The following is a 13,347-nucleotide window of genomic DNA, read 5'->3' on the forward strand; positions in this document are numbered from 1 at the left end:
ATTTCCCAGTGACGCGGCGCACTCCGCCGTACGAGGATGTCCGCATGCCGAACGACACGAGCACGCTGCTCCCCCGTCAGGTCGCCGACGCTTACGTCGACGCGTACACCGAACTCGACCCCATCACGGGCACCTATCTGGGGGTGCCGGCGTCCGCGACCCGGCTGCCGGACTTCTCCCCGGCCGGCGCGCGGGCCGTCGCCGACCTCGCGCGCGCCACGCTCGACCGCCTCGCCGAGGCCGAGCGGCAGCCCGGCGCGGACGCGGGCATCGAGCGGCGCTGCGCCCGGCTGCTGCGCGAGCGCCTGACCGCGGAGCTCGCGGTGCACGAGGCGGACGAGCACCTGCGCGCCGTCAGCAACATCCACTCGCCGGTGCACTCGGTGCGCGAGGTGTTCGCCGTCATGCCCACGGACTCCGTGGAGGACTGGGCGGCGATCGCCGAGCGGCTGCGGGCCGTACCCGCGGCCCTGGAGGGCTACCGGGAGTCGCTCGCCGAGGGCCTGGCGCGCAAGCTGCCCGCCGGCCCGCGCCAGGTGGCCACCAACCTCGCGCAGCTGGAGGAGTGGATCGGCACCGGCAACGGATGGTTCGGCGACTTCACCGCGGCCGGCCCGCAGGAGCTGCGCGCCGAGCTGGACGCGGCGGCGGCCGCCGCGACGGGCGGCCTCGCCGAGCTGCGCGACTGGCTGCGCGACGTCTACGCCCCGGGCGTCGAAGGGGCGCCGGAGGTCGTCGGCCGCGAGCGCTACGCCCGCTGGTCGCGCTACTGGAACGGCACGGACCTCGACCTCGACGAGGCCTACGCCTACGGCTGGTCGGAGTACCACCGCCTCCTCGGCGAGATGCGCACCGAGGCGGAGAAGGTGCTGCCCGGCGCGAAGACGCCGTGGGAGGCCCTGGCCCACCTCGACGAGCACGGCACGCACATCGAGGGCGTCGAGGAGGTGCGGGTCTGGCTGCAGAAGCTGATGGACGAGGCGATCGAGGCGCTGGACGGCACCCACTTCGAGCTGGCCGAGCGGGTCAAGAAGGTCGAGTCCCGCATCGCGCCGCCCGGCGGCGCGGCGGCCGCGTACTACACCGAGCCGTCCGAGGACTTCTCCCGGCCGGGCCGCACCTGGCTGCCGACCATGGGCCAGACCCGCTTCCCCGTCTACGACCTGGTGTCGACCTGGTACCACGAGGGCGTGCCCGGCCACCACCTCCAGCTCGCCCAGTGGATGCACGTGGCGGAGCAGCTCTCGCGCTACCAGGTCACCCTGGGCGGGGTCAGCGCCAACTGCGAGGGCTGGGCGCTGTACGCGGAGCGGCTCATGGACGAGCTGGGCTTCCTCACGGACGCCGAGCGCCGGCTGGGCTACCTCGACGCGCAGATGTGGCGCGCCATCCGGGTGATCGTGGACATCGGCATGCACCTGGAGCTGGAGATCCCCGCGGACTCCCCGTTCCACCCCGGTGAGCACTGGACGCCGGAGCTGGTGCTGGAGTTCTGCGACCTGCACAGCGGGCGCCCCACGGACTACGTGGAGAGCGAGGTCGTCCGCTACCTCGGCATGGCCGGCCAGGCGATCGGCTACAAGCTGGGCGAGCGGGCCTGGCTGGCCGGCCGTGAGGCGGCCCGCGCCGCGCACGGCGACGCGTTCGACGCGAAGGCCTGGCACATGGCGGCGCTGTCGCAGGGCTCACTGGGCCTGGACGACCTGGTGGCGGAGCTGTCCGTGCTGTGACGGCCGGGGCGGGCCCCCGGGCCCGCCCCCTTCCACTTCCGCTTCGGCTTCCTGGCCGTCAGATCCGCCAGGTGCGGATCCGGTCGGCGCATTCGTAGACGTCGACGCGGTACTCCTTGATGTCGCGCGCGAGGTCGACTATCGACCCGTACGGCGGGTCGATGCCCTCACCCGCCGCGGCCATGTAGGCGACGACGACCATGCAGGCGTACAGGCTGCTGCGCACGGGCAGCGGCTGCAGCCGGACGAGGGTGTGCATCAGGGCGGCCGCGCGCCAGGCCGCGTCGGGCTCGTGGTCGAACTTCGCGACGTCGAAGGCGTGCCGGGAGACGGCGGCGGCGAGGGCGGTGTAGTCGTGGACGGCGGGCTCTTCGTACAGCTTCTGCTCCTGGACTCCGAGGAGCCAGGGCAGGTCGATGAGCAGCGGCATCAGGCGGCGGCACCGCCCGTGGACGGGGGAGCCTCCTCGGGGAAGGCGGCGTCGAACTCCGCCATGTGCTCGTTCCAGAACTTGGCGGCGCGCTCCACGAAGCGGCGGCGCTGCTGCTCGCGCACGGACAGGTCGTGCACGTACGCCTTGATGCTCTTGCCGTCCGCGGCAGCGGCCTCGCGGATGGCCGCGAGCTCCTCTTCCGTGAATTCGATGTTGAGTGCCGGCATGGCACCACGGTACCGGCCGAGTACCGCGGGCGGCAGCGCCCGGAGCGGACTTCGCGGCGGGGCGCCCCGCCCGGCCGGTCAGCAGCCGCAGTCGTCCGCGCCGAGCGGGGCGGTCAGCGGGTCCGGCGGGAGCTGCCGGGTGCCGTCGGCGGTCTCCACGGCGTAGCCCTCGCGGATCCAGTACTCGATGCCGCCCAGCATCTCCTTGACGCGGTAGCCGAGCCGGGCGAGGGCCAGGGCGGCGCGAGTGGCGCCGTCGCAGCCGGGGCCCCAGCAGTAGACGACGACGGGGACGGCGGGGTCGAGGAACTGCCGGGCCAGCCGCGGGATCTGTGCCGTGGGCAGGTGGACGGCGCCGGGGACGTGGCCCTGGTCCCAGGACTCGGTGGAGCGCGAGTCCACGACGACGAAGTCCTTGGCGCCGGCGGTGAGGGCCGTGTGCACGTCGGCGACGTCGGTGTGGAAGGCGAGGCGCGCGGCGAAGTAGGCGGCGGCATCGGCGGAGGGGGCGGGCGGCACGGCCATGACGGGGCTTGCGGGGGCTGCGGCCGGGGCAGGAGCAGTGGTGGTCATGGCAGTGAATCTACGGTCTGAGATCACCGAGCAGAACCGTCAATCCTCGGCAAAAATCTTGAGTTACCGGTGATTTCACTGTTAGACATCGCCCATGACCGGCTATTCCCCTGACGCCACCGACTGGCGCATCCTCGACGCCCTGCAGCGCAACGGACGCGCCGGCTACGCCGAGCTGGCGCGGATCGTGAACATGTCCTCCAGTGCCGTCACCGAACGGGTGCGCAGACTGGAGGAGGCCGGCGTCATCGGCGGCTACACGGCCGTCGTGGACCCCGAGAAGCTGGGCATGCCCGTCCTCGCCTTCGTCCGGCTGCGCTACCCCAACGGGAACTACAAGCCCTTCCACGACCTGCTGGACTGCACGCCGGAGATCCTGGAGGCCCACCACGTCACCGGCGACGACTGCTTCATGATCAAGGTCGCGGCCCGGTCGATGCGGCACCTGGAGGAGGTCTCGGGCCGGATCGGCGCCCTGGGGTCGGTGACCACGAGCGTCGTCTACTCCTCCCCGCTCCCCCGGCGCGCCATCGGTCGCTGAAGGCCGGGCCCCGGTGAGGGACCGGTCTTCGGGAACGGCCCGTTCTGGTCCCGGGCCCCCGCCGGGGCTGCTCGAAGCGCCGGTCAGGCGCTGCTCCCGCTCGCCGGTGCCCACGGGCCGGAGGCGACGACGCCGCGGTGCGTTCAGTCGGGCCGGCCGCCGCCGGCCACCTCGTGCCGCACGGTCGAGCCCGACCGGCCCTTGACCACCCGCAGCCGGGCGGGCACGCGCCGGCGCAGATCGGCGACGTGGCTGACGATGCCGACGGCGCGGTCCCGCTCGCGCAGCGCGTCCAGGACGTCCAGCACCTCGTCCAGGGTCTGCTCGTCCAGGCTGCCGAAGCCCTCGTCGACGAAGAGGGTGTCCAGCCGTACGCCGCCCGCCTCCTCGGTGACGACGTCGGCGAGGCCGAGGGCGAGGGCGAGGGAGACGAAGAAGGTCTCGCCGCCGGAGAGGGTGGCGGTGTCGCGCTCCTTGCCCGTCCAGTGGTCGATCACGTGCAGGCCCAGTCCCGAGCGGGCGTTGCCGCCGGCCCGGGCGTCGGAGTGGACGAGCGTGTAGCGGCCGGCGGACATGCGGCGGAGCCGGGCGGTCGCGGCGGCCGCGACCTGTTCGAGGCGGGCGGCCAGGACGTACGACTCCAGGCGCATGCGGCGTTCGTTGCGCGTGGACGTGCCCGCGGCGAGCCCGGCGAGCTCGGCGACGCGGTGGTGCTCCTCGCGGAGCGGGGCGAGGCGGCGGGCGTCTCTGAGGGCCTCGGCGGACAGGCGGTCCAGGTCCTGGCAGCGGGTGCGGGCGGCGACCTCGGCGACGGAGGCGTCGCGCAGCCGGGCGGCGGCCGCGGCGAGGGCGGCGGCCGCCGCCCCGGGGTCGGCGGCGGGCCGTGCGGCGGCGGCCTCGACGGCGGGGTCGGCGAGGGCCGCGGCCACGGCGGCCTCCTCGCGGGCCCGGGCGTCGAGCCGCTCCTGCAGGTCCCGGCGGTCCGCCGCGCCGAGCACGGCCTCCTCCACGAGCGCGGGGTTGCCGAAGCCGGCGCGGAAGGCGGCGTCGGCGAGCCGGGCGTCGGCCTCCTTCAGCCGGCCGGCCGCGTCCGCGGCGGCGCGGACCGTCTCGACCGCGCCGGCGAGGAGCTCCAGCTGCCGTTCCAGGTGGGCGGCCCGGCGGGCGACGGACTCCTCCCCGCCGCGGGCCCGGGCCAGCTCCTCCTCCAGGGCGGCCAGGTCGCGGTCGAGCTGTTCGCGGCGGGTGGTGCGCGCGGCGGCCCGCGTCAGGGCGGCCTGCCGGGCCTCGCGGCGCAGGTCGTGCTCGCGCTCGGCCTGCCGGAGGGCCTCCTGGGCCGCGTGCAGGTCCGCGCCCGCGGCGCGCGCCTCGGCCAGGGAGCGGCCGAGGTCGCCGGCGAGCGCTTCGAGCTCGGCGGCCGTGGCCTCGCCCGCGTCGGCCTCGGCGCGGGCGAGGGCGTCGCTGAGCCCCTGCAGTTCGCGGGCGGCCTCCTCCCGTGCGCCGTCGGCGCGCTGGAAGGCGGCCAGCGCGGCCTCCTCGTCGGCGCGGTCGACCCGGCCGGCCGCGGCCCGCGCCGGGTCGGGGTGCTCGGTGGCTCCGCACACCTTGCAGGCCACGCCGGGCGCGAGTTCGCCCGCGAGCTCGGCGGCGATGCCGTCCAGGCGGCGCTCCTTGACGTCGAGCCAGGTGGTGCGGGCCGTGACGGCCCGCTCCCGGGCACCGGTCAGCCGCTGCCCGGCCGCGTCGGCGGCACCGGTGAGGCGGTCGCGTTCGCGGGCGGCGGCCAGGCGGGTGCGGACGGGGCCGGTGTCGGCCTCCAGCCGGACGGCCCGGCCGGCTTCGGCGCGTGCGGTCTCGACGCGCCGTTCGCAGGCGGCGCGCAGTGCCTCCCAGCCGTCGAGCCAGCCGGTCAGCTCGGCGAGCTCGTCCTCGTCGGCTCGGGCCTCGCGCTCCAGCTCGCGCTGCCGGACCTTGGTCGCGGCGGCGCGCTCCTCCGCGCGGCGGGCGGCGGACAGGGAGCCGAGCTCCTCGCGGAGGTGCCGCTCCAGTGCGGCGAGCTGCTCGCCGCCCGCGTCCCGCCGCTCCTCGGGGAGCGCGGCGCGGACCCGCTGTTCGGCTGCGGCGGCCGCGCGGTGGGCGCGCTCGGCTTCGGCGCGCATCTCCAGGACGGGGACGACCGCGTCGGCGGCGCGGGCCCGCCGCATCCGCTCGCGGGCGGCCTCGTGCGCGTCGTGCTGTGCGGCGAGGGCGTCGGCGCGGTGGCGGGCCTCGGCGTGGCGGTGCTGGAGCCGGGCGAGTTCGCGTACGGCGTCGGCGTGTTCCTGGGCGGCCCGGTGGGCGTGCTCGGCGGTGCGGGCGGCGACGGCGGCGACGTCCCGCCGTTCCCGGGCGCTGCTGCGGGCGAGGGCGGCCCACTCCAGGACGGCCTCGGCGAGTCCGGGGTCGCCGGGGGCGAGCGGGGCCGCGGCGGCGCGCTGCGCCGGAAGAACGGCGCCGCCAGGCCGGCCGGACACGGCGGCGAGGGTACGGCCGGATGCCGCGGTACGGGTCCGGGCCCCGGTGGCGGCCGCCGCAGCCTCGGTGGCCGTGCCTGTCGTCCGGGCTCCGGACTTCGAGCCGGGCCCTGCGGCGGTTCTCCTCGTGCCGGCCGCAGCCCCGTGCACCGTTGCCGTGGCCGGGTCCGGGGTGGCGACGTCCGGGAGCGTCGGATCGGCGGCGGCCTGCCGCATCCGGTGGGCGAGGGCGAGCAGCCCGTCGTCGCCGGCCCGTACGCCGGCCTCCGCGGCGCGGCGCAGCTCCGCGAGCCGCTTCTCGACGGCGGCGAAGCGGCCGGTGTCGAAGAGCTTGCCGAGCAGTTCGCCGCGGGCGGTGTCCCTGGCGCCGAGGAAGCGGGCGAACTCGCCCTGGGGCAGGAGGACGACCTGGCAGAACTGCTCCCGGCTCATGCCGAGGAGCTGCTTGACCTCCTCGCCGATCTCCTGGTGGGAGCGGCTGAGCGCCTCCCACTTCCCGTCGCGGTGTTCGCGCAGCTCGCTGGCGGCCCGCTCCTTGGTGTAGCCGGTGCCCTTCTTCTTGGGGCGCAGTTGCTCGGGGCGGCGGGTGATCTCCAGGCGGCGGCCGGCGACGGTGAGGTCGAGGACGACCTGGGTGCGGGTGTCGTGGCCGGCGTGGTCGCTGCGCAGCACGGGGCTGCCGGCGGTGCCCTGGCGGGCGCCGGGCACCTCGTTGTAGAGGGCGTAGCAGACGGCGTCGAGGACGGAGGTCTTGCCGGCGCCGGTGGGGCCGTGGAAGAGGAAGAGCCCGTCGGCGGACAGCGCGTCGAAGTCGATGTGCTGGGTGCCGCCGAAGGGGCCGAACGCGGTGATCGTCAGCCGGTGCAGCCTCATCGGGCGCCCGCCTCCTCGGTGGTCTCGGTCTCGCCGAGCCGTACGTGGTCGAGGGCGGCGGTGAGGATGCCGCGTTCGCGGTCGTCGGCCGCGAGCCCGCCGCGGACGTGGGCCACGAAGTCCTCGGCGATCTCCTGGTCGCTGCGGTCGCGCAGCCGCCGGGCGTACGAGGCGAGGGGGTCCTGCGGCGGCCGCTCGGGGTCCAGGACGAGGCTGAGCACGTGCGGGAAGCGCTCGGCGAGCCGGGCCATGGGCTCGTCGGGGCGGTGCGGGTCGGTGAGGGCGGCCTCGACCCACGCGTCCTCGTGCCGGGCGAGCGCGGGGTCGCGGAGCAGGTCGTCGAGGCGGCCGCGGATGCGGGCGAGGGGGCGCGGCACGGGGCAGTCGATCCGCTCGGCGGTGAGGCTGCCGCCCGCGCCGAGGTCGACGAGCCACATGGTCTTGCGGTGGTCCGCCTCGGAGAAGGAGTAGGCCAGCGGCGAGCCGGAGTAGCGCACGCGCTCGGTGATCGTCTGGCAGCCGTGGAGGTGGCCGAGGGCGGCGTAGTCGACGCCGTCGAAGACGGAGGCGGGGACCTGGGCGACGCCGCCGACGGTGATGTCGCGCTCGCTGTCGCTGGCGGTGCCGCCGGTGACGAAGGCGTGGGCGAGGACGACGGAGCGGGTGCCGGCGGGCCGCGCGGCGAGGTCGGCGCGGATCCGGTCCATGGCGGCCGTGAGCACGTCCGTGTGGGTGGGGCGGCCGGCGCCGAGCTCCTCGCGGACGAGGGCGGGTTCCAGGTAGGGCAGGCCGTAGAAGGCGATGTCGCCGTGGTCGTCGGCGAGGACGACGGGGGTGCCTACGCCTGCTGGGTCGGTGCGCAGGTGGATGCCGGCGCGGTCGATGAGCCCGGCGCCGACGCCCAGGCGGCGGGCCGAGTCGTGGTTGCCGGAGATCATGACCGTGGGCACGCCGAGGTCCGCGAGCCGGTGCAGCGCCTCGTCGAAGAGGGCGACGGCGCCGAGCGGGGGGACGGCCCGGTCGTGGATGTCGCCTGCGACGAGAACCACGTCCACCTGCTGCTCCCGGACGGTGCGCACCAAGTGGCCGATGAAGGCGCGCTGGGCGTCGAGCAGGTTCACGCGGTGGAACGAGCGGCCCAGGTGCCAGTCGGACGTATGCAGGATCCTCACGGGTCCCAAGTGTTCCATCCGCGGGCGGGTGGCCGGGCATGGCCCCGATGGGTGTACCGGACGGGCGGGGAGGCCAACCCGCTGAAAAGATCCGGAAATATGCGACTTGTACGAAATACTCTTGCGCGGCGCCGGGCCGCCCGCCATCCCATATGCCGCCCCGTCCGGCCCCGCCGCCCCCGGGGGCCCCTCGCCCTCATCGTGGCCGCGCTCCTGCTGTTCGCCTGCGCCGCCGCGTGCGCGACGACCGGGGACGCCGCCCTGCCCGGTGTCCGTGAGGCCCAGGACATGGCCGGCCGCGGGCAGCTGCGGGGGCAGGCCCGCCGGCCGGTGCAGAAACAGCAGGAACAGGAGCAGCAGGAGCAGCAGGCGCCGGCGCCGCCGAAGCTCAAGCAGACCCCCGAGCAGCGGCTGGCCGCCGCGCAGCGCTGGGGCCTGGACCAGGCGCCGCTCGTCGCACCGCCCCCGCCGGGGGACAAGCCCCGGCTGACCACGCCGGAGTGGGCGGACCAGGGGCCGGACCTGATCCCCGCGCCCGCCCACGTGCCGACCGACCAGAAGATCGCGTTCCTGACGATCGACGACGGGGCGGCGAAGGACCGGGAGTTCCTGGACATGGTGCGGGACCTGCAGATCCCGCTGAGCGCCTTCCTCACCGACGAGTCCGCGGCCGAGGACTACGGCTACTTCCGCGACCTGCACGCGCTGGGCGTCTCGATCCAGAACCACACCCTGCACCACCCGCAGATGAACCACATCTCCGAGGACGAGCAGTACACGGAGATCTGTGGTCAGCAGGACATCCTGGAGCGCGAGATCGGCGTCCGGCCGACGCTCTTCCGGCCGCCCTTCGGCGACTTCGACGCCGACACCCTCGCTGTCGCCGAGGAGTGCGGCGCGCGGGCCGCGCCCCTGTGGAACGAGGAGGCCTTCGCGGACCGGATGGACTTCCGCCACGACGACCAGCGCTTCCACCCCGGCGACATCATCCTCACCCACTTCAACGGGCCCAAGGCGTGGGGCGGCACCATGTGCGACATGCTGCGCACCGTGCTGCGCAAGGTCACGGAGCAGGGCTACGCGCTGGCCCGGCTGGAGGACTACGCGTAGGGCGGGGGCGGGGGCTCAGGCGTCCCCGTACGCCTCGCCGCCGAGCTCGAGGCGGGCGGTGCCGGCCGTGGTGTCCGCGAGCCAGGCGCGGAAGCCCTCGACGTCCGCCTCGGGCAAGCCCACCTCGATCCGCACGTCCGCGCCGTAGCGCACCTCGCGCACGGCGCGGCCCGTCGCCCGCAGGTCGTTCTCCAGCTTCCCGGCGCGCTGGTGGTCGACGGTGACGGACGCGAGCCGGAAGCGCTGCCGGGTGACGGTCCCGACGGCGTCCAGCGCCTCGCCGACCACGCCCCCGTACGCGCGGATCAGGCCGCCCGCGCCGAGCTTGACGCCGCCGAAGTAGCGGGTGACGACGGCGACGGCGTAGCGCACCTCGCGGCGGACCAGCATCTGCAGCATCGGCACGCCGGCGGTGCCGCCCGGCTCGCCGTCGTCGCTCGCCTTCTGCACGCCGCCGGCGGCGCCCAGCACGTAGGCGAAGCAGTGGTGGCGGGCGGTGGGGTGCTCCTTGCGGATGCGCGCAATGAACGCCTGCGCCTCCTCCTCCGTGGCGGCGGGCGCGAGCGCGCAGATGAAGCGCGACTTGCTGATCTCGATCTCGTGCACGCCCTCGCGCGCGACCGTCCGGTACTGCTCCGTCATCCCGCCAGCCTATGCGCCGGTCCGGGAATGGTGACGGCGGGATGATCGTTGAGCGGGCATGTACGCGGAACCGGGGATCATCCGGAAGATCATCGAGGAGACCGGCGACACGTGGGCGCTGGTCGGTCTGTCGTCCAACCGGCAGCGGGCGGCCTACGGCGTCGCCGAGGTGCTGCGGCGCCACGGCAAGCGCGTCGTGCCGGTGCACCCGAAGGCCGAGGCGGTCCACGGCGAGCAGGGCTACGCCCGTCTCGCGGACATCCCCTTCCCGGTCGACGTGGTGGACGTGTCCGTCAACAGCGGCCTCGCGGGCCCGGTCGCGGACGAGGCCGTCGCGATCGGCGCGAAGGCGGTCTGGTTCCAGCTCGGGGTGGTCGACGAGGCGGCCTACGAGCGGACGCGCACGGCAGGCCTGGACATGGTGATGGACCGGTGCCCCGCGATCGAACTGGATGCGATGCGGGTGCGCGACGCCCGCGGTGCGCACCCCGTCGAGGAACCGCTCGCCTGACGGCCGGGGACGCCCGCACCCGTCCCGCCGCCCCGTGCGGACCGTGCGCTAGCGTCGCTTCATGATCAGGACGCGGTCGGCGACCCCCGGGGATGCCACGGAAATAGTCCGGCTCCGCCGGCTGATGTTCGCCGCGATGAACGGCGACGACGCCCGGGGCGACTGGGAGCGCACGGCCGGGGAGCAGGTGCGCCGGCAGCTCGCGGCCCGCCCGCGCCTGCTCGGGGCCTTCGTCGTGGACGGCGATCCGGCGCCGGGCGGGCCGCCGCACCTGGCCGCGTGCGCCGTGGGCCGGGTGGAGGAGCGGATGGCGGCGCCCGGGCACCCGGAGGGGCGGTTCGGCTTCGTCTTCACCGTGTCCACCGACGAGCGCTACCGGGGGCGCGGCCTCGCGCGGGCGACGACGGAGGCGCTACTGGACTGGTTCGCCGGGCAGGGCGTCACGCGCGTCGACCTGCACGCGACGCCGGACGCCGAACGCCTCTATCGGAGCCTGGGGTTCGCCGAGCACTCGCTCGCGCTGTCGCTGGACGTGTCGGCGCGCGCGGTGCGGGCCTGACGGAGCCGTCCGCGGGAGGCCCCGCGGACGGCCGGTGCGCGGCCGGTCAGTGCGCGGGCGCGATGGCGACGGCCATCGTCATCTCCACCGGCACGTCACCCACGTTGCGGTAGATGTGGGGCACGCTCGACTCGAACGCCGCCGAGGTGCCGGCGGGCACGGTGTGCTCCTCGTCGTCCACGACGAGGGTGAGCTCGCCGGCGGTGACGGTGATCAGTTCGAGCGTGCCGGGCGGGTGCGGGTCGGACGCGCTGACGTCGCCGGGGGCGATGCGCCAGTCCCACAGCTCGACCGGGCCGCGGCCCTGGGCGCCGACGAGCAGGGTGGTGTGACTGCCCGCCTCCGTCGACCACATGCGCACCGCTTCTTCCCTGGGCACGAGGCGGACGCGGGTGACCTGCTCCTGGTCGAGGAGCGTGGTGATGCTGACGCCGAGGGCGTCGGCGAGCTTGACGGTCGTGCCCACGCTGGGGTTCGTCCGGGCCTGCTCGATCTGGATGATCATGCCGCGGCTGACGCCGGAGCGGGCCGCGAGGGCGTCGAGGGTGAGGTGGCGCTCGGCGCGCCAGCGCTTGAGGTTGCGGGCGAGCGACTGGGTGAGCCGGTCGAGGTCCGTCGCCATCTCTGCCGTCTTCCGTCGAATATATTTGATACCGAAGTTAAAGATAGTGAACTACGGTGTGCTGCACTGCACTGTTCACCACACTGTACTGCGAGGTTTTCCCATGACGGCGGTCTTCGCCCTGACCACGAGCTTCCTGTGGGGGCTGGCCGACTTCGGCGGCGGGCTGCTCGCCCGGCGCATCCCCGCCCTGACCGTCGTCCTGGTCTCACAGCTGCTGGCCGTGGGCGCCCTGGGGGCGATCGTCGTCGCCACGGGCGGCTGGACCGAGGCCGGCCCCCAGCTCTGGTACGCGGCCGCCGCCGGCGTCGTGGGCACCGCGGCCATGCTCGCCTTCTACAAGGCACTGGCCCTGGGGCCGATGGGAGTCGTCTCACCCCTGGGCGCGCTCGGCGGCGTCGCGGTACCGCTGGGCGTGGGGCTCGTCCTGGGCGAGCGCCCCGGCATCCTGCAGTTCGCGGGCATCGCGGTGGCCGTGGCGGGCGTGGTCCTGGCCAGCGGGCCGAGCATGGGCGGGGCGCCCGTCCAGCGGCAGACCCTGCTGCTCACCCTCGTCGCCGCCTTCGGCTTCGGCTCGGTGATGGCCCTGATCGCCGAGGCGTCGCACAACCTGACCGGGCTGTTCCTCGCCCTGTTCGTCCAGCGCGTGTGCAACGTGGTGGTGGGCGCGGGCACGCTCTTCGCCTCCGTGCGCCGCGGCAACCCGGCACTGCCCGAGGGAGGCTGGAGCACGATCCGCTCGGCACTGCCCGCACTCGCCTTCGTCGGCCTCGCCGACGTCGCCGCCAACGGCACGTACAGCATCGCCGCGAACAGCGGCCCCGTGACCGTCGCCGCCGTCCTCGCCTCGCTGTACCCCGTGGTGACGGCGCTGGCCGCGCGGGGCGTTCTGAGCGAACGGCTGCGGACGGTGCAGGCCGCCGGCGCGGGGCTGGCCCTGGTGGGAACGGTGCTGCTGGCGGCGGGCTGAGGCACGTCCTTCCGTCGCGACGGGCAGTTCTTCCCGCCGCAACGGCGGTGCACCACCACGTGGCGCTCCGGCGGTGCCGAGCCGGACTCGGCCGGACTCAGCCCCTGGCTAAGATCCGTCGGCCGCCGGCGGTTCGGCGAGCGCCCTCAGCTGTTCCGCCGTCATCTCCGAAGGGATCGGCACCGGAGGTGCCGTCCGCAGGGGCGGGACCCAGCCCGTTGCCGCTTCCCAGCGCCGTACGACCTTCGCGGGGGCGCCCGCGACCACCGCGTGGTCCGGGACCTCCCCGCGGACCACCGAGCCGGCGGCGACCACCACGTTCCGGCCGAGCCGGGCGCCCGGCAGTATCACCGCGCCGGTGCCCAGCCAGCTGCCGGAGCCGATGGAGACGGGCGCGCTGCGCGGCCACTGCCGGCCGATGGGCTGGTGCGGGTCGTCGTAGGAGTGGTTGTCGCTGGTGACGTAGACGTACGGGCCGCAGAAGACATCGTCGCCGAAGGTCACCGGCTGCGAGGCCACCACGTGGCTGCCGCGGCCGAGGACCACGCCGTTGCCCAGGCGGAGCACCGGGTCGGGGCCGAGGTCGAGGTCCGGCATCATGCCGGCGGTGAGGGTGACCTGCTCGCCGATGATGCAGTGGTCGCCGAGTTCGATCCAGCGCTCGCCGAAGACCGTGCCGAGGGGGAAGGCGAGCCGGGTCGCGGGGCCGATGCGGCGGAAGCGGTACGGACCCGGCTGTTCGGCGGTCACCGCGCCGGCCCGCTGGACCCACCGCCAGCCGCGGTGCACCGCGCGCGACGCGGCGCGACGCCCCCAGGCGCGCACGGCCGCGGAGGCGTCGGAAGAGAACGCGTTCCTGTTCTTCGGCACC

Annotated in this window: 14 protein-coding genes; 6 read left to right on the forward strand and 8 right to left on the reverse strand. The window is 75.0% G+C overall.

From position 1 onward, the window contains the following. Positions 1-44: 44 nt before the first annotated feature. Positions 45-1,730 (forward strand): DUF885 domain-containing protein, encoded by a 1,686-nt coding sequence (locus IF61_RS0101815; RefSeq protein ID WP_030364378.1) that lies wholly within the window; start codon positions 45-47, stop codon positions 1,728-1,730. Between the two features lie 58 nt (positions 1,731-1,788). Here the strand turns inward: IF61_RS0101815 and IF61_RS0101820 are convergent, their stop codons facing one another. The 3 genes from IF61_RS0101820 to IF61_RS0101830 form a co-directional block, all read right to left on the reverse strand. Further along, positions 1,789-2,160: a hypothetical protein gene (locus IF61_RS0101820; RefSeq protein ID WP_030364379.1), complete on the reverse strand. Its 372-nt coding sequence runs from the start codon at positions 2,158-2,160 to the stop codon at positions 1,789-1,791. Further along, positions 2,160-2,390 carry a hypothetical protein gene (locus IF61_RS0101825; protein WP_030364380.1) on the reverse strand — a complete coding sequence of 77 codons (231 nt, stop codon included), beginning with the start codon at positions 2,388-2,390 and terminating at the stop codon, positions 2,160-2,162. The genes IF61_RS0101820 and IF61_RS0101825 overlap by 1 nt, the downstream gene beginning before the upstream one ends. A 78-nt stretch (positions 2,391-2,468) precedes the next feature. Continuing rightward, on the reverse strand, positions 2,469-2,963 hold the full coding sequence (locus tag IF61_RS0101830; RefSeq protein ID WP_030364381.1) for a rhodanese-like domain-containing protein: 495 nt from the start codon (positions 2,961-2,963) through the stop codon (positions 2,469-2,471). Positions 2,964-3,057: 94 nt separating this feature from the next. Here IF61_RS0101830 and IF61_RS0101835 point away from each other — a divergent pair, with 94 nt between their 5' ends. After that, a complete protein-coding gene (locus IF61_RS0101835; RefSeq protein ID WP_030364382.1) occupies positions 3,058-3,504 on the forward strand; it encodes an Lrp/AsnC family transcriptional regulator in 447 nt (148 codons plus the stop codon). Between the two features lie 143 nt (positions 3,505-3,647). On the opposite strand, the gene IF61_RS31970 is transcribed toward IF61_RS0101835, so the two are convergent. After that, positions 3,648-6,890, reverse strand: a complete 3,243-nt coding sequence (locus IF61_RS31970; RefSeq protein WP_043187360.1) for an AAA family ATPase — start codon at positions 6,888-6,890, stop codon at positions 3,648-3,650. Further along, positions 6,887-8,062 carry an exonuclease SbcCD subunit D gene (locus IF61_RS0101845; RefSeq protein ID WP_030364384.1) on the reverse strand — a complete coding sequence of 392 codons (1,176 nt, stop codon included), beginning with the start codon at positions 8,060-8,062 and terminating at the stop codon, positions 6,887-6,889. Before IF61_RS0101845 ends, IF61_RS31970 begins: the two co-directional genes overlap by 4 nt. A 99-nt stretch (positions 8,063-8,161) precedes the next feature. On the opposite strand from IF61_RS0101845, the gene IF61_RS0101850 reads away from it, so the two are divergent. After that, entirely contained in the window at positions 8,162-9,172 is a 1,011-nt protein-coding gene (locus IF61_RS0101850) for a polysaccharide deacetylase family protein (protein ID WP_078659903.1), read from the forward strand. A gap of 15 nt (positions 9,173-9,187) precedes the next feature. Here IF61_RS0101850 and IF61_RS0101855 read toward each other — a convergent pair whose 3' ends face one another. Continuing rightward, entirely contained in the window at positions 9,188-9,814 is a 627-nt protein-coding gene (locus IF61_RS0101855) for a YigZ family protein (protein WP_030364386.1), read from the reverse strand. Between the two features lie 58 nt (positions 9,815-9,872). On the opposite strand from IF61_RS0101855, the gene IF61_RS0101860 reads away from it, so the two are divergent. Both IF61_RS0101860 and IF61_RS0101865 read left to right on the forward strand, forming a co-directional pair. Continuing rightward, complete coding sequence (locus IF61_RS0101860) at positions 9,873-10,325, forward strand: CoA-binding protein (RefSeq protein ID WP_052392312.1); 453 nt, start codon at positions 9,873-9,875, stop codon at positions 10,323-10,325. A 61-nt stretch (positions 10,326-10,386) separates the two neighbouring features. Further along, positions 10,387-10,884 carry a GNAT family N-acetyltransferase gene (locus IF61_RS0101865; protein ID WP_030364388.1) on the forward strand — a complete coding sequence of 166 codons (498 nt, stop codon included), beginning with the start codon at positions 10,387-10,389 and terminating at the stop codon, positions 10,882-10,884. A gap of 46 nt (positions 10,885-10,930) precedes the next feature. Here the strand turns inward: IF61_RS0101865 and IF61_RS0101870 are convergent, their stop codons facing one another. Next, on the reverse strand, positions 10,931-11,506 hold the full coding sequence (locus IF61_RS0101870) for a helix-turn-helix domain-containing protein (RefSeq protein ID WP_030364389.1): 576 nt from the start codon (positions 11,504-11,506) through the stop codon (positions 10,931-10,933). Positions 11,507-11,609: 103 nt separating this feature from the next. Here IF61_RS0101870 and IF61_RS0101875 point away from each other — a divergent pair, with 103 nt between their 5' ends. After that, positions 11,610-12,476 (forward strand): DMT family transporter, encoded by an 867-nt coding sequence (locus tag IF61_RS0101875; RefSeq protein ID WP_030364390.1) that lies wholly within the window; start codon positions 11,610-11,612, stop codon positions 12,474-12,476. Positions 12,477-12,584: 108 nt separating this feature from the next. Here IF61_RS0101875 and IF61_RS0101880 read toward each other — a convergent pair whose 3' ends face one another. Further along, entirely contained in the window at positions 12,585-13,346 is a 762-nt protein-coding gene (locus tag IF61_RS0101880) for an acyltransferase (protein ID WP_030364391.1), read from the reverse strand. Position 13,347 lies beyond the last annotated feature (1 nt).

The sequence above is a fragment of the Streptomyces roseoverticillatus genome, from assembly GCF_000719265.1.
Taxonomy (GTDB): domain Bacteria; phylum Actinomycetota; class Actinomycetes; order Streptomycetales; family Streptomycetaceae; genus Streptomyces; species Streptomyces roseoverticillatus.

Excerpts from the sequence above, each read along its gene's own strand:
- IF61_RS0101815 (WP_030364378.1), top strand. The coding sequence starts at position 45 with ATGCCGAACGACACGAGCACGCTGCTCCCCCGTCAGGTCGCCGACGCT.
- IF61_RS0101870 (WP_030364389.1), bottom strand. The coding sequence starts at position 11,506 with ATGGCGACGGACCTCGACCGGCTCACCCAGTCGCTCGCCCGCAACCTC.
- IF61_RS31970 (WP_043187360.1), bottom strand. The coding sequence starts at position 6,890 with ATGAGGCTGCACCGGCTGACGATCACCGCGTTCGGCCCCTTCGGCGGC.
- IF61_RS0101865 (WP_030364388.1), top strand. The coding sequence starts at position 10,387 with ATGATCAGGACGCGGTCGGCGACCCCCGGGGATGCCACGGAAATAGTC.
- IF61_RS0101820 (WP_030364379.1), bottom strand. The coding sequence starts at position 2,160 with ATGCCGCTGCTCATCGACCTGCCCTGGCTCCTCGGAGTCCAGGAGCAG.
- IF61_RS0101830 (WP_030364381.1), bottom strand. The coding sequence starts at position 2,963 with ATGACCACCACTGCTCCTGCCCCGGCCGCAGCCCCCGCAAGCCCCGTC.
- IF61_RS0101855 (WP_030364386.1), bottom strand. The coding sequence starts at position 9,814 with ATGACGGAGCAGTACCGGACGGTCGCGCGCGAGGGCGTGCACGAGATC.
- IF61_RS0101825 (WP_030364380.1), bottom strand. The coding sequence starts at position 2,390 with ATGCCGGCACTCAACATCGAATTCACGGAAGAGGAGCTCGCGGCCATC.
- IF61_RS0101835 (WP_030364382.1), top strand. The coding sequence starts at position 3,058 with ATGACCGGCTATTCCCCTGACGCCACCGACTGGCGCATCCTCGACGCC.
- IF61_RS0101850 (WP_078659903.1), top strand. The coding sequence starts at position 8,162 with ATGCGACTTGTACGAAATACTCTTGCGCGGCGCCGGGCCGCCCGCCAT.
- IF61_RS0101860 (WP_052392312.1), top strand. The coding sequence starts at position 9,873 with ATGTACGCGGAACCGGGGATCATCCGGAAGATCATCGAGGAGACCGGC.
- IF61_RS0101875 (WP_030364390.1), top strand. The coding sequence starts at position 11,610 with ATGACGGCGGTCTTCGCCCTGACCACGAGCTTCCTGTGGGGGCTGGCC.